General features: G+C 70.8%; 14 protein-coding genes. 8 read left to right on the forward strand and 6 right to left on the reverse strand.

The genetic code is table 11. The features are described 5' to 3' along the window. The first annotated feature begins 15 nt into the window (after nt 1-15). The 5 genes from HZF07_RS19285 to HZF07_RS19305 all read left to right on the forward strand — a co-directional run bounded on the left by HZF07_RS19285 (nt 16) and on the right by HZF07_RS19305 (nt 6,405). Nucleotides 16-1,197, forward strand: coding sequence for a Gfo/Idh/MocA family protein (locus HZF07_RS19285; protein WP_157343870.1), 1,182 nt, complete (start codon nt 16-18; stop codon nt 1,195-1,197). Further along, nucleotides 1,194-2,357 carry a xylose isomerase gene (gene xylA / locus HZF07_RS19290; protein WP_181645397.1) on the forward strand — a complete coding sequence of 388 codons (1,164 nt, stop codon included), beginning with the start codon at nt 1,194-1,196 and terminating at the stop codon, nt 2,355-2,357. The genes HZF07_RS19285 and xylA overlap by 4 nt, the downstream gene beginning before the upstream one ends. A 22-nt stretch (nt 2,358-2,379) precedes the next feature. Further along, on the forward strand, nt 2,380-3,384 hold the full coding sequence (locus tag HZF07_RS19295) for a sugar phosphate isomerase/epimerase family protein (protein WP_157343871.1): 1,005 nt from the start codon (nt 2,380-2,382) through the stop codon (nt 3,382-3,384). A 49-nt stretch (nt 3,385-3,433) separates the two neighbouring features. Next, nucleotides 3,434-4,402 carry a sugar phosphate isomerase/epimerase family protein gene (locus HZF07_RS19300; protein ID WP_157343872.1) on the forward strand — a complete coding sequence of 323 codons (969 nt, stop codon included), beginning with the start codon at nt 3,434-3,436 and terminating at the stop codon, nt 4,400-4,402. Nucleotides 4,403-4,548: 146 nt separating this feature from the next. Next, entirely contained in the window at nt 4,549-6,405 is a 1,857-nt protein-coding gene (locus tag HZF07_RS19305; protein WP_232523627.1) for an ATP-dependent DNA helicase, read from the forward strand. On the opposite strand, the gene HZF07_RS19310 is transcribed toward HZF07_RS19305, so the two are convergent. The 3 genes from HZF07_RS19310 to lexA form a co-directional block, all read right to left on the reverse strand. Next, nucleotides 6,398-7,915, reverse strand: a complete 1,518-nt coding sequence (locus tag HZF07_RS19310; RefSeq protein ID WP_157343873.1) for an MXAN_6640 family putative metalloprotease — start codon at nt 7,913-7,915, stop codon at nt 6,398-6,400. The genes HZF07_RS19305 and HZF07_RS19310 overlap by 8 nt on opposite strands. A gap of 139 nt (nt 7,916-8,054) precedes the next feature. Continuing rightward, complete coding sequence (locus HZF07_RS19315) at nt 8,055-8,864, reverse strand: phosphatase PAP2 family protein (protein ID WP_157343874.1); 810 nt, start codon at nt 8,862-8,864, stop codon at nt 8,055-8,057. Nucleotides 8,865-8,968: 104 nt separating this feature from the next. Further along, nucleotides 8,969-9,727, reverse strand: a complete 759-nt coding sequence (gene lexA / locus HZF07_RS19320) for a transcriptional repressor LexA (RefSeq protein ID WP_157343875.1) — start codon at nt 9,725-9,727, stop codon at nt 8,969-8,971. A gap of 271 nt (nt 9,728-9,998) precedes the next feature. Here lexA and HZF07_RS19325 point away from each other — a divergent pair, with 271 nt between their 5' ends. Beyond that, the gene (locus HZF07_RS19325) at nt 9,999-10,364 is read left to right on the forward strand and encodes a LysM peptidoglycan-binding domain-containing protein (RefSeq protein WP_157343876.1); all 366 of its coding nucleotides are present in this window, start codon (nt 9,999-10,001) and stop codon (nt 10,362-10,364) included. A gap of 128 nt (nt 10,365-10,492) precedes the next feature. Here HZF07_RS19325 and HZF07_RS19330 read toward each other — a convergent pair whose 3' ends face one another. Further along, nucleotides 10,493-10,870 (reverse strand): hypothetical protein, encoded by a 378-nt coding sequence (locus HZF07_RS19330; RefSeq protein ID WP_157343877.1) that lies wholly within the window; start codon nt 10,868-10,870, stop codon nt 10,493-10,495. A gap of 33 nt (nt 10,871-10,903) precedes the next feature. Then, nucleotides 10,904-11,677 carry a sigma-70 family RNA polymerase sigma factor gene (locus tag HZF07_RS19335; RefSeq protein ID WP_157343878.1) on the reverse strand — a complete coding sequence of 258 codons (774 nt, stop codon included), beginning with the start codon at nt 11,675-11,677 and terminating at the stop codon, nt 10,904-10,906. 335 nt (nt 11,678-12,012) lie between these two features. On the opposite strand from HZF07_RS19335, the gene nrdR reads away from it, so the two are divergent. Together nrdR and HZF07_RS19345 are read left to right on the forward strand one after the other, a co-directional pair. Continuing rightward, a complete protein-coding gene (nrdR, locus tag HZF07_RS19340; protein ID WP_157343879.1) occupies nt 12,013-12,498 on the forward strand; it encodes a transcriptional regulator NrdR in 486 nt (161 codons plus the stop codon). 154 nt (nt 12,499-12,652) lie between these two features. Then, on the forward strand, nt 12,653-15,553 hold the full coding sequence (locus tag HZF07_RS19345; RefSeq protein ID WP_157343880.1) for a vitamin B12-dependent ribonucleotide reductase: 2,901 nt from the start codon (nt 12,653-12,655) through the stop codon (nt 15,551-15,553). 327 nt (nt 15,554-15,880) lie between these two features. Here HZF07_RS19345 and HZF07_RS24600 read toward each other — a convergent pair whose 3' ends face one another. After that, nucleotides 15,881-18,736, reverse strand: a complete 2,856-nt coding sequence (locus tag HZF07_RS24600; RefSeq protein WP_181645399.1) for a tetratricopeptide repeat protein — start codon at nt 18,734-18,736, stop codon at nt 15,881-15,883. Nucleotides 18,737-19,841 lie beyond the last annotated feature (1,105 nt).

A 19,841-nucleotide genomic window follows, 5' to 3' on the forward strand; every position in this document is an offset into this window, starting at 1 on the left:
CCCGGGAGTCTCCCCATGACTGACCAGCGCACCCTGCGCGTCGCCATGATCGGCCACGCGTTCATGGGCAACGCCCACTCGCAGGCCTGGCGCACCGCGCCGTACTTCTTCTCGCTGCCGCTCCGCCCCGAGCTGGCCCTGCTCGTCGGTCGCGACGCCGGCCGGGCCGCCGAGGCCGCCACGCGGCTCGGTTGGACCGAGAGCTCCACCGACTGGCGCGAGGCCATCGCCCGCGACGACATCGACCTCGTCGACATCTGCACGCCGGGCGACACGCACGCCGAGATCGCGATCGCCGCACTCGAGGCCGGCAAGCACGTGCTCTGCGAGAAGCCGCTCGCCAACACCGTCGCCGAGGCCGCGGAGATGACCGCCGCCGCCGAGAAGGCCCGCGCGAACGGCGTCCTCACCATGGTCGGCTTCACCTACCGACGGGTCCCCGCGATCGGCCTGGCCCGCCAGCTCGTCGCCGAGGGCAAGATCGGCGACATCCGTCACGTCCGCGCGCAGTACCTCCAGGACTGGATCTCCGACCCCGAGGCACCGCTGTCGTGGCGGCTCGACAAGGAGAAGGCCGGCTCCGGCGCGCTCGGCGACATCGGCGCGCACATCGTCGACCTCACCCAGTTCATCACTGGCGACCGCATCGTCGAGCTCACCGGTCGGCTGGAGACCTTCGTCAAGGAGCGGCCCTATCCCGCGGGAGACACCTCCGGCAGCCTGGGCGGCGGCGGCACCTCCGTCGAGCGCGGCCCGGTCACCGTCGACGACGCCGCGTCCTTCCTGGCGACCTTCTCCAGCGGAGCGATGGGCGTCTTCGAGGCGACCCGCTTCGCCAACGGCCGCAAGAACGCGATCCGCATCGAGATCAACGGCTCGCTGGGCAGCATCGCCTTCGACTTCGAGGACATGAACGTCCTCGAGTTCTTCGACGCCACCCAGCCCGCGGCGGTCGGCGGCTTCCGCCGGATCATCGTGACCGAGGCGGAGCACCCCTATGTCGCCGCGTGGTGGCCCCCCGGCCACGGGCTCGGCTACGAGCACGGCTTCACCCACCAGGTCGTCGACCTGGTGACCGCGATCGCCGAGGGGACCGACCCGTCCCCGACGTTCGCCGACGGCCTCCAGGTCCAGCGCGTCCTGGACGCCGTCGAGACCAGTTCCGAGACCCGCACCTGGCAGGAGATCCCCCAGTGACCGACCGCTTCGCCCCCCGCCCCGAGGACAAGTTCTCGTTCGGACTCTGGACGGTCGGGTGGCAGGGCACCGACGTTTTCGGGCCCGCGTCCCGCGACCTGCTCGACCCGGTCGAGGCGACCTACCAGCTCGCCGAGCTCGGCGCCGCCGCCGTCACCTTCCACGACGACGACCTGCTCCCCGACGAGGCGACCCGCGACGCCACGCTCGACCGCTTCAAGAAGGCACTCGCCGACACCGGCCTGGTCGTGGAGATGGTCACCACGAACACCTTCTCCGACCCGGTCTTCAAGGAGGGCGCGATCACGGCCAACAACCGTGAGGTGCGCCGCTACGCCCTGGCGAAGGTGCTGCGCAACATCGACCTGGCCGCCGAGCTCGGCGCGCAGACGTTCGTGATGTGGGGCGGCCGCGAGGGTGCGGAGCACGGCGCCAGCAAGAACGTGCCGGCCGCCATGGACCGCTTCCGCGACGCGCTCAACATCGCCACCGGCTACGTCAAGGACAAGGGCTACGACCTCCGCTTCGCCCTCGAGCCCAAGCCCAACGAGCCGCGCGGCGACATCCTGCTGCCGACGATCGGTCACGCGATCGCCCTGATCTCCGAGCTCGACCACCCGGAGATGGTGGGCCTCAACCCCGAGGTCGGGCACGAGGAGATGGCGGGCCTCAACTTCGCGCACGGCATCAGCCAGGCGCTGTGGCACGACAAGCTCTTCCACATCGACCTCAACGGCCAGCACGGCCCGCGCTTCGACCAGGACCTGCGCTTCGGCGCCGGCAACCTCCGCGGCGCGTTCTGGACCGTCGACGCGATGCTGGGCGCCGGCACCTCCAAGCGCTACGACGGCTACGTGCACTTCGACTACAAGCCGCCGCGCGCCGAGGCGATCGACGGCGTCTGGGAGTCGGCCCGCGCCTGCATGCGCAACTACCTGATCCTGCGCGAGAAGGTCCAGGCGTTCCGGGCCGACCCCGAGGTCCAGGCGGCCCTCGAGGCGGCCGGCGTGGCCGAGCTCGAGCAGCCGACGGTGGCGGCGGGGGAGTCGCTCGACGACGTCCGCAACGCGACGTACGACCTCGACGCCCTGCGCTCGCGCAGCGTGGCGATGGAAGCCCTCGACCAGCTCGCGATGGAGCACCTGCTCGGCGTCCGCTGACCCTCGTTAGGAAGGAACTGACATGCCTCGACCGATCACGCTCTTCACCGGACAGTGGGCCGACCTGCCCTTCGAGGAGGTCGCGAAGCTCGCCTCGGAGTGGGGCTACGACGGGCTCGAGATCGCCTGCTGGGGCGACCACCTCGACCCGTGGCAGGCCGACGACGACGGCTACGTGCAGGGCAAGCTGGACCTGCTGGAGAAGTACGGGCTGCAGGTCTTCGCGATCTCCAACCACCTCAAGGGCCAGGCCGTCTGCGACGACCCGATCGACGCCCGCCACGAGGCGATCCTGTCGTCGAAGGTGTGGGGCGACGGCGACCCCGAGGGCGTCCGGCAGCGGGCGGCCGACGAGATGAAGATGACGGCCCGGATGGCGCAGAAGCTCGGCGTCAAGACGGTCGTCGGGTTCACCGGCTCGTCGATCTGGAAGTACGTCGCGATGTTCCCGCCGGCCACGGAGGAGATGGTGGCTGCCGGCTACCGCGACTTCGCCGACCGCTGGAACCCGATCCTCGACGTCTTCGACGAGTGCGGGGTGCGGTTCGCCCACGAGGTGCACCCCTCCGAGATCGCCTACGACTACTGGACGACCGTCGCCACGATGGAGGCGATCGGGCACCGCGAGGCGTTCGGCCTCAACTGGGACCCGTCCCACTTCGTGTGGCAGGACCTCGACCCGGTCGGGTTCCTCTGGGACTTCAAGGACCGGATCTACCACGTCGACTGCAAGGACGCGAAGAAGCAGGTCGGCAACGGCCGCAACGGCCGGATGGGCTCGCACCTGCCCTGGGCGGACCCGCGGCGCGGCTGGGACTTCGTGTCCACCGGCCACGGCGACGTCCCGTGGGAGCAGTGCTTCCGGATGCTCAACACAATCGGGTACGACGGCCCGATCTCGGTCGAGTGGGAGGACGCCGGCATGGACCGCCTCGTCGGCGCCCCCGAGGCCCTCGAGTTCGTGCGTCGGCTCGCGTTCGACGCACCCGCAGCCGCCTTCGACGCGGCGTTCGCGACGAAGGAGTAGGTAACACCGCACCACCTGCACGTGTCCATCTCGGGAAAGGACCACTGTCATGTGTTTCGGATTTGACGGCGAGCGCGCCCTGCGCGACTCGCTGGACCAGAAGGGCGCCAGCCGCCGCTCCGTCTTCCGCGGGGCGGCGGCGATCGGCGCCGCAGGAGCGGTCGGGGCCGCCGCCCTCGGGGCGGCGTCCCCCGCGGTCGCCCACGGCCACCGCGGGAAGGGCGGACGCGGGCACGGCAGCCGCGTGCCCCACGAGCTGATCTCGATCCAGATGTACACGCTTCGAGACGTCACCGACGGCACCACGCTGCCCACGATCCTGGAGCGGCTGGCGCAGTACGGCTACGAGCGGGTCGAGCTCGCCGGCTACTACAAGCTGACGGCCGCCCAGATGAAGGCCGCCCTCGATGCGCAGGGCATCCGTGCGACCTCCAGCCACGACGGGCTCAGCAACCGCAACTCCGCCGCCATCCGCACCAAGATGGAGAACGCCAAGACGCTGGGGCAGAAGTACGTCGTCGTGCCGTACCTGGTCTCCGACCAGCTGTCGTACTGGCAGGACGCCGCGGACCAGATGAACGCCGAGGCCGCGATCGCCCGCCGCTACGGGCTGCGCTACGGCTACCACAACCACGCCCACGAGTTCACGACCGACCTCGGCGGGGGAGTGACCCCCTGGGAGGTGCTCACCGAGCGGCTCGACCCGCGCCTGGTGCACCTCGAGGTCGACCTCTACTGGGCCTACACCGGTGGGGTGAACTCCGGTGCCGCCGACCCGCTCGAGTTCGCCATCGACGTCGTGCGGTCCGCGCCCCAGGAGGTGCGGCAGTACCACGTGAAGGACCGGGCGGCCTCCAACGGCGACATGGCCGACCTGGGCACGGGCGTCATCGACTTCGCCGAGATCTTCCGCAAGCACCGCGTGGAGGAGTACATCGTCGAGAACGACACCCCCGATGTCACGCCCCTCACCACGGCCGCCGTCGGCCACGGCTACCTCGAGCACCTGAAGTTCTAGTCACACCGCGACCCTGGGGACGGCGGCGACGGAGTGTCCGTCGCCGCCGTTAGGGTTCTCGGGTGCCAGAGAACCCCACCGTCACCGACCTGCTGACCACGGCGGTGGCGGCGCTGGGCGGGCACGAGCGCGCCGGCCAGGTGCAGATGGCCGAGGCCGTCGCGACGGCGATGGAGAGCGGTCAGCACCTGCTCGTGCAGGCGGGCACCGGCACCGGCAAGTCGCTGGCCTACCTCGTGCCCAGCCTGCTCCACCAGGACCGGGTGGTGGTCGCGACCGCGACGCTCGCGCTCCAGCACCAGCTGGTCGAGCGAGACCTGCCGCGGCTGGTCGAGGCCCTCGCGGCCGATCCGGCGGCGGGCGCGGTCGACACGTCGTACGCCGTGCTCAAGGGGCGCTCCAACTACGCGTGCCTGCACCGCATCCGCGAGGGCGTCCCCGACGACCAGGGCACGCTCGAGGTCGAGCTGCCGACCGGGTCCCTCGGCAAGAAGGTGCTGGAGCTGCGCGACTGGGCGGAGGAGCAGGCCGAGCAGGGTGGCAGCGGCGAGCGCGACAACGCGCCGCGGCACACCGACCGCGAGTGGCGCCAGGTCAGCGTCAACCACCGCGAATGCCTGGGCGCCGCCAAGTGCCCCTTCGGCCAGGAGTGCTTCGCCGAGCGGGCCAAGGAGAAGGCGCACCGGTCGCACCTGATCGTCACCAACCACAGCCTGCTCGCGATCGATGCGATCGAGGGCGTGCCGATGATCCCCGACTACGACGTGGTCGTGATCGACGAGGCGCACGAGCTCACCGCCCGGGTCACCCAGGCCGCGACCGACGAGCTGTGGGCGGCCGAGGTCGAGCGCGCCGCGCGGCGCAGCCAGCGCCATGTCGAGGGCGACCAGGCCGACGACCTCGCCGACGCCGCCGATGCGCTGCGCGAGGCGATCAACGAGGCGCGGCCGGGCCGGTTCGACACGATCCCGCAGGACCTCGGCGATGCGCTGCTGCTGGTGCGCGACGCGGCGCGGGCGTGCGTCTCGGCGTACCCCAAGACGACCGAGGACGCCGACGCCGCGATGCAGCAGGCGAAGGGCGCCGTGCAGGAGGTGTTCGCGACCGCCGAGCGGATGGCGGCCGACCTCGACTCCGACGTGCTCTGGCTCAGCGAGGGCACCGAGCGGATGCCGCCCCGGCTCTGCGTCGCGCCGCTCCAGGTCTGGGGCCCGATGCGCGACAAGCTGCTCACCGACAAGACCGTCGTCTTCACCTCGGCGACGCTCAAGCTCGGCGGCGACTTCAGGACGGTCGCGACGAGCCTGGGCCTCAAGCCCGAGGACGAGGAGATGCCCTGGCTGGGCCTCGACGTGGGCAGCCCGTTCGACTACGGCAGGCAGGGCATCCTCTACGTCGCCCGCCACCTCCCGCCGCCCGGTCGTGACGGGCTCGGGCCGGCGGTGCTCGACGAGATCGTCGAGCTCGTCGACGCGTCGGAGGGCCGCACGCTCGGCCTCTTCTCGAGCCGCCGCGCGGCCGAGGCGGCCGCCGAGACGGTGCGCGAGCGGCTGCCCCACCTGACGACCCTCGCCCAGGGCGACGCGCAGCTGCCGGAGCTCGCGGCCCAGTTCGTCAGCGACCCGCACACGTGTCTCTTCGGCACCCTGAGCCTGTGGCAGGGCCTCGACGTGCCCGGCGACACCTGCCAGCTGGTGCTCATCGACCGGATCCCGTTCCCGCGGCCCGACGACCCGCTGCTCAGCGCACGCCAGCAGGCCGCCGACCGTGCCGGCGGCAACGGCTTCATGCAGGTCGCGGCCACCCACGCGGCGCTGCTGCTCGCGCAGGGCGCGGGCCGGCTGATCCGCACCGGCACCGACCGGGGCGTCGTCGCGGTGCTCGACCCGCGGCTGGCGACGGCCAGGTACGGCGGGTTCCTCAAGGCGAGCCTGCCGCCCATGTGGACCACGACCGACCCGGCCGTGGTGCGCCAGGCGCTCACCCGGCTGGCGGCTACCTGATCGCGCGAGCCCGGATCAGCATCGGCTGGCGCTGGTCGCGCGGCTTGCCGCGGCAGCTGTAGAGCACCCGGGCGTCCGGCTGGGCGCGCCAGCACCGGTAGCGGGCGCTGGTGTTGACCAGGGTGACCTCGACGTACCTCACCGTGCGGCCGTCGAAGCGCACCACGGCGGTGCCGCGGCCGTGGCGGTCCAGGCGCACCGGCCTGGTCTTGACGACCCCGTCCGTGCGGTAGCTGCTGATGACCGCGGCCGCATGCTGACTGGGGAGGTCGAGCTTGACCCGGAGCCGCCACTTGTCGCCGGCCACCTTGGCGCCAGGGACGAGGCGGGCGGTGGCCGAGGCGAGGTGGTTGACCGTGGTCCGGCGGACCCGCGTGTCGGGGTGCCGCTTCGACAGCTTCCACGTCGCGCTCGGCGCCGCGGCCTGGTAGGAGGCGCCCTCCTCGTAGGTGACCTGCGGCCGACGGTTGGCGTCGGAGAAGTCGGCGTACACCTTGGCCAGGGAGGTCCCCCGGGCCTTCAGCTCGCGCTCGATGGCGCGCATCGAGTAGGTGTCGGGTCCACCGGCGGCGCCGTCGACCCGATCCATCAGCCGGCGCATGATCACGGGCAGCGCGCCCTGGCGCGTGGGCCACCGCTCGGAGAGGTAGCGGAAGAAGATCCACTCGCCGTACTGGCGAAGACCGGTCTCGGTCCACTGGTCGAGCGACTGCCGCGGCTGGCGCAGCGGGCTCGCGGCGAGGTACTGCCAGTTGTCGTTGACGTCGTCGTAGAGCTCGTCCTCGACCCAGGTCGCGGTCGCCTCGAGGAACCAGCGGTCCTCCTCGTAGTCGTAGGCGAACTGCACGGCGTGGAAGAGCTCGTGGGCCGCGGTGACGTTGAGGGTGTTGTCGGGGGTGCCCGGGTACTCGGCGTAGTCGTTGTCGAAGGCGCAGTACGCCGACACGTCGTAGGGGCCGTTGTTCGGGGGCGGGGCGTCGCTGTCGCAGTAGCCGTAGAGACCGAACTCGCCCTTGGCGGCGAAGTCGACGAGGTAGATGTCGAGCAGCCCCGCAGCGACGCCGCCGTTCGTGCCGTCCGACTTGGGCGCCCGGTAGCCGGAGCCGGTGTAGGTCGCGAGGACGTTGTTGACGACCGTGCCGACCTGGGACACGTACGCCGGCGTGACCGTCCCGGCGTCCCAGTGCACGAGCACGCCACCGAACTGCTGCACCTGCTCGGAGGCCCACTGGTACTTCGTCGGCGGCCGGTTCAGCAGCCTCCGGGCCGCGGTGCGGTCGGTCGGGGAGAGCTCGTCCTGGTGCAGCCGCAGCTCGCGCAGCGCCATCGTCAGGTCGCGGCCCGTCTCGGTGCGGCCGTCGGCGAGCTCACGGACCTCGGTCAGCGCGTCGGTCGCGGCGTCGGTCGACTCGACCTCGGGCGCGGGGAGCGTGGTGTCGGACGCCGAGGCGGCGGGGAGGCCGAGCGTGCCGACGAGCAGGCCGAGCGTGAGCAGACCGACTGCGGGCACGAGGCGTCGACCGAGAGAGGGATGCACCCGCTAACTCAACCGCACGAACCTGTGAAAATCCCAACCGCCGCACGGTAGCCGACAGATCTCGTCCGTCGACTGCGTCACGTCGGTCGCCGGGACCGTGCGGCGGGGAGCCTCACTCCACGACCGCGGTGCCCGCACGCACTGGTTTGGCGCTCGATCTGCGCTTGGCCCAGGGCACCGGTATCGGGATCCGGCCGATCGCGGTGGCCGCGACCCAACCGAGGAGCACGACCAGCCAGCCGACGAGCGCGTCGATGACCCAGTGGTTGCCGGTGCCGATGATGACGACCGCCGTACCGATGGCATAGACCCAGCCGACCACGCGCACCCACTTGCGGGTCGCGTAGAGCTGGATGGCGAGGGCCACCCACAGCGCCCACCCCGCGTGCAGCGAGGGGAACGCCGCCAGCTCGTTGGTCAGCCCGCCGAGCCCGCGCGGGGCGGACGCGTCGGCGCCCCACCAGCCGTCGGCGGCGTGCAGGCTGAGCACGTCGACGTACCCGGTGATGAAGCGCGGCGGGGCGGTCGGCATGGAGATGTACATGAGCAGGCCGAGCAGGGTCGAGATGACCAGGGCCCGGCGGGCGGGGCCGTAGCGGTCGGCGCCGAGGCGCCACAGCCAGGCCAGCACCCCGATGGTGACGACGTAGTGGAGACTGGCGTACCAGTAGCTGCCGATCAGGCCCACCACCCGGTGGTCGGTGAACAGCTGGTTGATCGGGGTCTCCCAGTGGATGCCGATCAGGCGCTCCACGTGCAGCAGCTCGTTGGCCCGGTCGAGGGCGGGGCCCATGCTGGTGTCGGCGAGCAGCCGGGCCAGGCTGTAGAGCACCCACAGGCCGAGGATCAGCACCAGCTCGAGGATGGCCCGGACCCAGCGCGGGAACCCGTCCTCGCGCACGCTGGCTGGTGCTGTCGTCACCGCACCAGCGTCACCCATCGGCCCTCCCTTGGCATCGGGTGTCTCCCCTAGTCAACCCGGGGGTCGACCAGGCAATTCCCCGATAGCCCTGTCCGCCTCGGGGTTCAGACCCGTCGCAGCACCGCGGTCACCTTGCCCAGCAGGGTGGCGTTCGTGCCGTCGATGGGATCGTAGTTGGGGTTGTGGGGGAGGAGCCACACCTTTCCGTCCTTGCGCTGCAACGTCTTGACCGTGGCCTCGCCGTCGATCAGCGCGGCGACGATGTCGCCGTTGTCGGCGGTCTGCTCCTTCTTGATCACCACGTAGTCGCCGTGGCAGATCGCGGCCTCGATCATCGAGTCGCCGGAGACCTCCAGCAGGAAGAGCTCGCCCTCACCCACGAGCTGCTTCGGCAGCGGGAAGACGTCGTCGTAGCGCTCCTCGGCCAGGATCGGGCCGCCGGCGGCGATCCGCCCCAGCAGCGGCACGTAGCTCGCGGCCGGCACCTGGTCGCCCAGCCCGGTCTCGTCGTACGACGACTCCTCGCCGGCGCCCAGCGACCGGCGGGCCGCCATCACCTCCGGCAGGAACACCTCGAGGGCGCGCGGACGGTTGGGGTCGCGCTTGAGGAACCCCTTCTCCTCCAGCACCCGCAGCTGGTGGGCGACGCTGGAGGAGCTGGTCAGCCCCACGGCCTCGCCGATCTCGCGCATGCTGGGCGGGTAGCCGCGCTTCTCGATCGAGTCCTTGATCGTCGAGAGGACCCGCTGCTGGCGCGGCGTCAGTCCCGTCGCGTCGGCCGGGCCGTCGGGGAGCTCGCGCACCGTCATCTTCTTGGCCGTGCTCTTGGACGCGGTGTTCTTGGACGCCGGGGTCTTGGGCATGGGCTCACGCTAGCCACGCCGTCCCGATTGTTCAAACATCTGTTCGAACGGGCGTGTCGCGACAGGCTCTCGAACAAATGTTCGTCTGACCCTTGATTTCGTTCGAACAGGTGCTCTACCTTCGTACATGTGTTCGATCGAACGTCTGATCGAGCGGGCGGTCCAGACAGGTCCCCGGGCTCTGTCGGTGGCGGCCTCTAGAACTGGTCTCGACACGAACACAGACCCAAGGCCCGCAACGACGGCGAGCCACTTCCCCAGGAGGTCACCCATGAGCACGATGACGATCGACCAGATGCTGAGCCCCTCCCTTGGGCACGGCAAGCCCGCGGTGCGCCCGCGGAGCACGGTCCGGCTCACCCGACGCGGCCGCGCGGTCGTCGTCCTGGTGGCCCTGCTGGCGGTGCTCGCCGTCGGCCTGGTCGTCGCCTCGAGCTCGGTCGCCACCGGCGAGGGCGGGACCGCGGAGCCGACCCGTGTCGTCCAGGTCAGCCCGGGTGACACCCTGTGGGACATCGCGGCCGCGATCGCCGGCGACGGCGACGTGCGCGCCATGGTCGCCCAGATCTCGAAGCTCAACGCGCTGGACTCCGGCATGGTGGCCGCGGGTCAGCGGCTGCTGGTGCCCGTCGACTGACGGCACCTCCACGAACTTCGCCGGCCGCCTCGACCCCGGCCGGCGAAACCGGGGAAGACGAGGGGCGGAGCCAGGTGGCTCCGCCCCTCGCGGTCTTCCGGGATGCAGTGCGGCCCGTCCCGCCACCGTCAGCGCTTGGCCCGGCGCCCGCCGACGGGTCGCGGGGTCGGCGGCGCGTCCGACGGTTCCGGCTCGGTCTTCCGGGCCGGGCCCGAGGTGATGCCGAGGCGGCGCAGGACCTGGGCGATCAGCATCAGTCCCACGAAGAGACAGGCCACGGCGCCGACCGACGCGAGCGCCAGGAACCACCAGGCGGCACCCTCGCCGCCGCGTGCGCTGGTGCCGAAGTCGATGGCCGCGACGACCAGGTAGCCCCAGGCCACGATGCAGGCCGTGATCCCGAGGGCGAGCACGAGCAGCCCCGGCCGGAACCTGCGCTGGGGACGGGGGCCGCGGCGGCTGCCGGCCCGCTTCCCCGGCGTCGTCCCACCCGTCGCACCCGTCACCGCGCCATTGTGGCGGATCGGACGCGATCGCGGTCAGGCGGCGCGCGCGACCACCAGCTCGTCGCGCATCCGCGTCATCAGCTTGGCGAGGAGGCGGGAGACCTGCATCTGGGTGACCCCGATCGCCTGCCCGATCTCGGCCTGGGTGCAGCCGCGCACGAAGCGCAGCTCGACGATCGTCCGCTCCCGCTGGCTGAGCCCGGCGAGCACCGGACCGAGCATCGCGCGCGCCTCGGCCACGTCGTACCCGCCCTCGTCGGCGCCGAGCCGCAGCGTGAGCGGCTCGTCGTCCTCGGTGACCGCGGCGTCGAGGGAGACGGGGGAGAAGCAGCCGCTGGCGCCGAGCGCCTCGACGACCAGGCCCACCTCGACGCCGATCCGCTCGGCGATCTCGGACGGTCGCGGGGAGCGCCCCAGCTCCTGGATGAGCTCGCCTTCTGCCCCGAGGATCTTGCCCTGGGTCTCCTGGATCGAGCGCGGCGGCCGGATCGCCCAGCCGAGGTCGCGGAAGTGACGGCGCACCTCGCCGCGGATCGTGGGGATCGCGTAGCTGAGGAAGTCGTGGCCGCGGTCGGGGTCGAAGCCCTGGACGGCCTTGACGAGGCCGACGTACGCGACCTGCTCGAGGTCCTCGTTGGCGATGCCCCGGTTGCGGAAGCGCCGGCAGGCGTCGGCGGCGACCCGCATGTTGGTTCGGACCAGGTCCTCCTCCAGGCGGCGGCGGGCCTGGGAGTCGGCGGTACGGCGGGCGGCGAAGAGCCGGGCGGTTGCCTCGGTGCGACTCTCCTGGGCGGGAGGTGCCTGCATGCAGGACACCTGCCCTGGGGGTGGGTCCGGAAACCACCCGTGCGGGTGGGGACGGTCTCGACGCGCCGGTCGTTGCCCCGAATTTCGGGTGTCGGAGGCGCGCTGACCTGCGGCGATGCCGAGCCGCCCGGGGCGGCCGGAAGATCTTGTCCGCGCTACTTGCGCCCCTCGCGGCCCGGGCCTACTGTTACCACTACATCTTGTGTTACACGGTTGTAGTTCATCAACATGTTGGGGATGCGGGGATCCACAGCCCGGCACGCGGAAGCACCACAGTCCGGCGTTGGTTCTACACAGTGTGACCCGGTTTTATCCACAGGGAGGAGGGGCCCGCGATGCACTGTCCGTACTGCCGCAACACCGACACCCGGGTCCTCGACTCCCGGGTGGCTGACGACGGCGGCTCGATCCGCCGGCGTCGTACCTGCTCGGCGTGCGAGCGCCGGTTCACCACCGTGGAGATGATGCAGCTGACGGTGCTCAAGCGCTCCGGCGCGAGCGAGCCCTTCACGCGCGACAAGGCGATCGCCGGCGTCCGGAAGGCCTGCAAGGGCCGGCCGGTCACCGAGGACCAGCTCGCCTGCCTCGGCCAGGCCGTCGAGGACGCGCTGCGGCTCGAGGGCACCGCCGAGATCGAGGCCCACGAGGTGGGCCTCGCGATCCTCGGCCCGCTCCGCGAGCTCGACGAGGTCGCCTACCTGCGGTTCGCGAGCGTCTACCGGGCCTTCGAGTCCGCCGACGACTTCGAGGACGAGATCGCGGCCCTGCGCGCGGAGCGCGCGGGAGCTCCGCAGCAAGCTCAGCCCGTCCCCACGGGCTGACCCCAGACGGCCCGGCGTGCATCGTGGGGAAGCGATGTGCGCCGGGCCCACCAACGTCGCCACCGGGGCCCCGGGACCGAGTCCGGGGACTGTCGGTGGCACCAGCAAGTATCCAAACCAGACACACCAACCTCGACAGACGGGACCAAGAGGGATGACCGAGACGGTGAGTGGCGGAGCCCCCCAGAAGGCGGCGGGCAAGGCCAAGGCGGGCGCAGGACTGAAGATCGCACGGGTCTTCAGCACCCCTGGCGTGCACCCCTACGACGAGATCACGTGGGAGCGCCGCGACGTCGTGCAGACCAACTGGAAGACCGGTGAGACGGTCTTCGAGCAGCGCGGCGTGGAGTACCCCGACTTCTGGTCGGTCAACGCCTCGACCATCGTCACCACCAAGTACTTCCGCGGCGCGGTCGGCACCGACCAGCGCGAGTGGAGCCTCAAGCACATCGTCGACCGGGTCGTGAAGACCTACACCAAGGCCGGAGTCGACTTCGGCTACTTCGCCACCGACGCGGACGCCGAGGTGTTCGAGCACGAGCTCACCTGGCTCCTCGTCCACCAGTACTTCTCGTTCAACAGCCCCGTCTGGTTCAACGTCGGCACCCCGTCGCCGCAGCAGGTCTCGGCCTGCTTCATCCTCTCCGTCGACGACTCGATGGACTCGATCCTCAACTGGTACAAGGAGGAGGGCTTCATCTTCAAGGGCGGCTCCGGTGCCGGCCTGAACCTCTCCCGGATCCGCTCCTCCAAGGAGCTGCTCTCCTCCGGCGGCACCGCCTCCGGCCCGGTCTCCTTCATGCGCGGCGCGGACGCGTCGGCCGGCACCATCAAGTCGGGCGGCGCCACGCGCCGGGCGGCGAAGATGGTCGTGCTCGACGTCGACCACCCCGACATCGAGGAGTTCGTGATGACCAAGGCGCGCGAGGAGGACAAGATCCGCGCGCTGCGCGACGCCGGGTTCGACATGGACCTCGGCGGCGCCGACATCACCTCGGTCCAGTACCAGAACGCCAACAACTCGGTCCGCGTCTCCGACGAGTTCATGCGCGCCGTCGAGGACGGCACCGAGTTCGGCCTGCGGGCTCGCAAGACCGGTGAGGTGATCGAGCGCGTCGACGCCCGCGACCTGTTCCGCAAGATCGCCACCGCGGCGTGGGAGTGCGCCGACCCGGGCCTCCAGTACGACGACACGATCAACGACTGGCACACCAACCCCGAGACCGGCCGGATCACCGCGTCCAACCCGTGCTCGGAGTACATGTCGCTCGACAACTCCTCGTGCAACCTGGCGTCGCTCAACCTGCTGAAGTTCCTCAAGGACGACGACACCTTCGACGGCGAGCTGTTCGCGAAGGCCGTCGAGCTGATCATCACCGCGATGGACATCTCGATCTGCTTCGCCGACTTCCCGACCGAGGCGATCGGCAAGACCACCGTCGACTACCGCCAGCTCGGCATCGGCTACGCCAACCTCGGCGCACTGCTGATGGCGATGGGTCTGGGCTACGACTCCGACGGTGGCCGGGCGATGGCCGCGACGATCACCTCGCTGATGACCGGCACGTCCTACAAGCGCTCGGCCGAGCTGGCCGGCGTCGTCGGCCCCTACGCCGGGTACGCCCGCAACGCCGAGGCCCACAAGAGGGTCATGCGCAAGCACCAGGCGGCCAACGACACCGTCCGCACCCTCTCGATCGCCGACAGCCAGGTCCACAAGCTGGCCACCAAGGCGTGGGCCGACGTGCTGAAGATCGGTGACAAGCACGGCTTCCGCAACGCCCAGGCCTCGGTGCTCGCGCCGACCGGCACCATCGGCTTCATGATGGACTGCGACACGACCGGCATCGAGCCGGACTTCTCTCTGGTCAAGTTCAAGAAGCTGGTCGGCGGCGGCTCGATGCAGATCGTCAACCAGACGATCCCGCGGGCCCTCAGGAAGATGGGCTACGTCGACGAGCAGGTCGAGGCGATCGTCGCCTACATCGCCGAGCACGGCCACGTGATCGACGCCCCCGGCCTTCGCACCGAGCACTACGAGGTGTTCGACACCGCGATGGGTGCCCGTGCCCTCAAGCCGATGGGCCACGTCCGGATGATGGCGGCCGCCCAGCCGTTCCTGTCCGGCGCGATCTCCAAGACGGTCAACCTGCCGGAGTCGGCGACCGTCGAGGAGATCGAGGAGGTCTACCTCCAGTCCTGGAAGCTCGGTCTCAAGGCCACCGCGATCTACCGCGACAACTGCAAGGTGGGCCAGCCGCTCGCCGACGGTGGCGGCAAGGCCAAGAAGGATGCCGCCGACGCCGCCGCGAAGGTCGAGTCGGACCTCGAGCCGAAGGTGATCGAGAAGGTCGTCTACGCCCCGACCCGCAAGCGCCTCCCGAAGTCCCGGGTCTCGCGCACCACCTCCTTCACGGTGGGTGGCGCCGAGGGCTACATGACCTCGGGTGCCCACGAGGACGGCTCGCTCGGCGAGATCTTCCTCAAGCTCGGCAAGCAGGGCTCGACCCTGGCCGGAGTCATGGACGCGTTCTCGATCGCGATCTCGATCGGCCTGCAGTACGGCGTGCCGCTGGAGACCTTCGTCTCGAAGTACACCAACCAGCGCTTCGAGCCCGCCGGCCTCACCGACGACGCGGACATCCGGATGGCGCAGTCCGTCATGGACTACGTCTTCCGTCGCCTCGCTCTCGACTACCTGCCCTTCGAGACCCGCCAGGGCCTGGGCATCTACTCGGCCGAGGAGCGCCAGCGCTACCTGGAGACCGGCTCCTACGAGCCCCTCCAGGAGACCGGCTCCACCGCCGCCGAGCTGATCGAGGCCCCGGCCATCGAGCTCCTCGAGGACGACGCCGAGGCCACCCCGGCCGCCGACGTCGTGGAGGCGGCCGCCAAGCCCGCCCCCGCCACTGCCCACACCAGCGCCGAGCTCCTCGAGCAGATCACCGGCACCGCCGTCGACAGCCCGCTCTGCTTCACCTGCGGCACCAAGATGCGCCCCGCCGGCTCCTGCTACGTCTGCGAGGGCTGCGGCAGCACCAGCGGCTGCAGCTGATGTGAACGGACAGGAAATGTCCCGGCTCGGTCGGGCAGCAATGTCCTGATCTCGGCCGCGAATGGCCGGGTTTCGGCCAACCAGACATTCCGTCCGCCAGAGGTACATTCCAGGAGACCCGGCACCGCTTCGGCGGATGTCGGGTCTCCTGCTTCGCCCGTCAGCTCGTCGAGTCGCCGACCAAGCCGGCGTCGAAGTGCTTCGGGTGATGAGTGCTCGAGCGTGACCCGCGGCCTTTGCGGTGGAGGGACACACCGGCCGTCTGTGTCAGGTCGCCGCCGGTGATGCTCCGCCTCCATCTCCGTCCGGCCGTCGCTCGGCTGCGACTCAGCCGAGGCCGAGGACGGCGAGCGCAAGGGCGAACGCCGCGCCGGCGCCGGCGACCAGTTGGCCCTTGCGCAGCCGGGCGCCGTCCAGCGGACCGATGGGCAGCAGCGTGGACGCGGCCATGATCAGGGCCGCGACAGCCATCGCGCGGGTGAGTGGGACGCGGAGCCAGGCTGCCTCGACCAGCAGGATCGTGGCGATGGCGAGAAGAACCAGCGGGGCGGCGACGTGCACCCGTGTTGATGGGCGGTCGGTGTCGTCCAGGACGGGGAGCGGCGCCCATGGTGCGCCGGCCACGGTTGCCGCCACTCCGACGACCATGCCCGGGGGCCAGCTCCGTTGAGCTGTCGACCGAGTCGGCCGTGCGACGGCGGTGCGGGCCCGGAGTGCGGCACCCGCGATGACGGCGAGGGCAACGGCGGCCGCGAGGAGGACCCACGCCTGCGACCAGCCCTGGCGGAGGACCGAGGACCACAGGAGCAGGACGGTGAGGCCGAGGCCCCATGCCGGTGCTCGCAGGTGGCGGACCAGGGGGACCTTCTGCATGTGGTGGTCGACGGACTCGGCCCAGCGGCTGGCGAAGTCCTGTCCGGAGGTCCCGACTGAGCGAGCGACGGCGAGGGCGAGCGCGAGGACGGCGATGAGACCGACGGAGACGGCGGGCGCCGCTGGCCGCAGGCCTCCGAAGCTCCACCCCGGTGGCAGCGGCTTGGACAGGTCGAGGCCGGTTCGGTAGATGGTCGCGTCGATGGTGAGGTCTGGTCGCCGGTCCGCCAGGTCCGGATCGAGGCGCGCCGCGCGAGCGAAGCTGCCCTGTGATGCGGGGAGGTGGGCCGGTCCCATCCGGCCGTGGACGACGCCGAGATTGAACCAGCCGAGGGCATAGTCCGGATTCGCGGTCACTGCTTGCTGGAGTGCGTCCACCGCCGCGTCGTTGTTCCCGTCACGCGCCAACTGGACGCCGAGGTCGTTCGCCGCCGGGTAGGCGCCGGGGTCGCTCTCGAGTGCCCGCCGGTTGTAGTCGATCGCCTTCTCCCGGTCGCCGCGACGGTCAGCGACGAAACCGGCTGTCATGAGGAACGCCGGGTTCATGGGGTCGACGTCGAGCGCGCGCTCGACCGCGTCAGCGGCGTCGGTCTCCTGTCCGGCCGCAAGACGAGCAAGGGCGAGGTTGTTGTAGAGCCGTTCGGGGCGGTAGCCGACAACGGGGGAGTACTGGTCGTCGAGGGTCGCGAGCTGCTCTTCGGCTGCTCGGTAGCTCTCGAGCGCGGCGTCCACCTCGCTGTCCTCGAGCTGGGCATCGGCGAGGATCGTTCGAGCGTGGTAGGCGACGCCGGCGAACTCCACGTCGTACTGCGTCCCGTTCTGGAGGTGGTACGCCGCGGAGAACTCAGCGTCGGGCGCGAGAGTGCCGAGGAGGTCCAGCGCCTCGGCACGCCGGTCCGCGTGCAGTAGCGCGGACGCCCGGGCCAACTCAGCGCGCTGGTGTCCGAGCTCGTCGTCCCAGTGCGCCCGGCGGATCGCGCGAGAGGCCGCGCCGAACTCCGACGCCGCCTCGGCGTACCTGCCCTGGAGGTAGCGGATCTCGGCCAGCCGCTGGGCCGGCAGTGACTCCCAGCGCGACCCGTCCGCATCCTTGGTCCAGTCCTCGGCGACGTCGGCGGCGCGGTCGAGGTCGCCTGCCCACCGCCACATGTTCTGGCGGCGGTCGTAGAGCTTCTCGAGGATGCCGGGACGGACGTCGACCGTTTCGCCGAGCTCCAACCTGATCAGGTTCCGCGGGGGATGCGGGAAGAACGGGCAGGCGTAGGCGTCGTAGGGGCGGACCTCGCGCAGCTCCCCGCGGGCCATGCCGTCGAGAGCGTCGTCGGCATTGCCCGCCAGGACGGCGTCGCGGATCCATCCCCAGTCCGGGCAACGGGTGTTCGGCCCGGTCCAAGGGGCGTCGGGCCGGTAGCGCGGCACGAACGAGACGTCGTCGACGCTGGCGCCGCCCCCGCCTTCGTAGTACTCGAGTGGCACCTCCAGTGGAGCGAACCGGTCGATGCCCCAGGAGACCACCGGAATGGTGAGCTCGTCGCCGTCGAAGCTGGCGCCGGACTGGGGTGTCGCGAAGAGTGCGTTTCCCTGGGGGTAGCCGCTCGGCCCCAGCTGTGCGTGCTCCTGGCCGGTCTCCTGGGCCCCGGTGAAGTCGTGCGCCCACTCCTGCGCTGCAGTGAGGAGCTCCATCCTGAACCCGGGGGTCGTGGCGGCCGCAGCGTCCTGGAGGACCTCGACCGCCTTCCCCGGCTCGCCGAGGCCGACGAGAGCCCGAGCCAGCCCGGCACTGATCTCCGCCGTGGGCGAGAGCTCGAGCGCGTCGCGGTAGTAGGCGGCGGCCGCCTGGAACTCCTCGCGCGCGGTGAAGGGCCGCTCGCCGGCTATCCGCTCTCCCTCCCGGACGCGGGCATCCCCAGCACCGGAGAGCACGGTGGCCGAGCGCGGGAACCGCTCGACCAGCTCGTCGAACGTCGCCTTCGCGGCCGCCGCGGTGCCCTCAGGGACCGAGACCGGCAGTCCCAGCGCGTCGGTCTGGACGGCGCGGAGCGACTGGAACTGCCCGAGCAGCCACCCGGGCGTCGGGTCGTTCGGGCAGGCGTCCTCCGCGCGTTGTGCCTCCGTCGCCACGTCGGCGTCCCGAGGCAGATCGGCCGCCGAGATCAGCTGGAGCAGGTCCAGGTGGGCCGCGCAGTCACCGGTCGTCGTCGCGGCTCGCTCCAGCACGGCGAACGCGGCTGGCGGCGCGTTGTTGTAGAGGTTGTATCCGTCGGCATCGCGCACAGACGACAGCACCGCCAGGGCGGCGCCGAGGCCCACTCCGTGTTCTCGGAAGTCGGCCGCCGGTGCCTGGTCCAACAGGTCGGTGAGCTCTGGGTATCGGTACGGGTACGTCGATCTTTCGCTCGTACTTGCACTTGTGAAGACCACGGAGGTATCGGACCCGAGCAGGGTCATCAGGCGGACCGCCCCAGCCGGCCCCAGAGCCGAGACCGCGGGCACGACCAGATCCAAGGGATCCTTCACGGTCAGCCCGGGTGGAAGGCCCACAGGTAGGACCTCGACCTCGGGCGCCACATCTTCGGCGTTCGCCACGGGGGCCGCACGGGTGACCGCATCAGAAGATCCGCCCGTCTGCTGACGGTCCGCAGCGATGGACGCCACGGGCGCGAACCCGAGGACCAGGAGCACGGCGAGACCGAGGACCAGGTCGACCGGCGACAGCGCCCGAGGCAGACCGGACAGCGCGAACCGACGACGCGTCCGCTCCGGGCCCTGCCCGGGCCCAGCGACCTCAGTCATCTGTCGTGCACCCCCACGAGCACGCGGCCGGCGGCGCCCGAGCCTCGCGGCCGCCCGCCCGCCACCTGCAGGCGGTGGCCGCGACCGAGGATTCCCGAGCTGGTGAACATGGCGTGACACTCCGCACTTTCACGATGCGGCGGCCAGCTGACATCCGGAATAGCCCGATGAGGCCACATCGCGAGCCCGCCTGGATCGGTGACGGAGATGGCGTGCGATCCGATGAGGGGTTCGTCCAACGTGCCGTTCAGGCTGGCTGTGGGCAGGCCGCCGAACACAGCTTGCGTCCCGAAGAGCTCGGCTGGCCCTCGTCCTCACCTGTGACGTGAGCCTGGCCGTGCGCATGGGCGGGGTCGCACACTCCTTGCCGCCGCACTGGATCGCGCTAGTGCGTGATCACCCACGACGACCGCGCCATCTCTGCGGGCGGGCAGCGATTAGGGCCTACCGGCAGTCTCGGCGATCCTGCTCGGTGGCCAGGCTCGGACATTCCGTGACCGTTGGATGGACATCGGATGACCGTTGACAGCTGGTGTGATGTAAACATCCAAGGGATGTCCCCGCTGGCTAGGTCAGCAATGTCTCTTGGTTCCTCGCCTGGGGCTCGTGGCACGGCCGACAG

Origin of the sequence: Nocardioides agri (assembly GCF_013778305.1) — a bacterium.
Taxonomy (GTDB): Bacteria; Actinomycetota; Actinomycetes; order Propionibacteriales; family Nocardioidaceae; genus Nocardioides; species Nocardioides agri.

Coding starts and splice junctions, on each gene's coding strand:
- lexA (WP_157343875.1), bottom strand. CDS start 9,727: ATGCCCAAGACCCCGGCGTCCAAGAACACCGCGTCCAAGAGCACGGCC.
- HZF07_RS19295 (WP_157343871.1), top strand. CDS start 2,380: ATGCCTCGACCGATCACGCTCTTCACCGGACAGTGGGCCGACCTGCCC.
- HZF07_RS19285 (WP_157343870.1), top strand. CDS start 16: ATGACTGACCAGCGCACCCTGCGCGTCGCCATGATCGGCCACGCGTTC.
- HZF07_RS19305 (WP_232523627.1), top strand. CDS start 4,549: ATGGCCGAGGCCGTCGCGACGGCGATGGAGAGCGGTCAGCACCTGCTC.
- HZF07_RS19345 (WP_157343880.1), top strand. CDS start 12,653: ATGACCGAGACGGTGAGTGGCGGAGCCCCCCAGAAGGCGGCGGGCAAG.
- HZF07_RS19325 (WP_157343876.1), top strand. CDS start 9,999: ATGAGCACGATGACGATCGACCAGATGCTGAGCCCCTCCCTTGGGCAC.
- HZF07_RS19300 (WP_157343872.1), top strand. CDS start 3,434: ATGTGTTTCGGATTTGACGGCGAGCGCGCCCTGCGCGACTCGCTGGAC.
- HZF07_RS19335 (WP_157343878.1), bottom strand. CDS start 11,677: ATGCAGGCACCTCCCGCCCAGGAGAGTCGCACCGAGGCAACCGCCCGG.
- nrdR (WP_157343879.1), top strand. CDS start 12,013: ATGCACTGTCCGTACTGCCGCAACACCGACACCCGGGTCCTCGACTCC.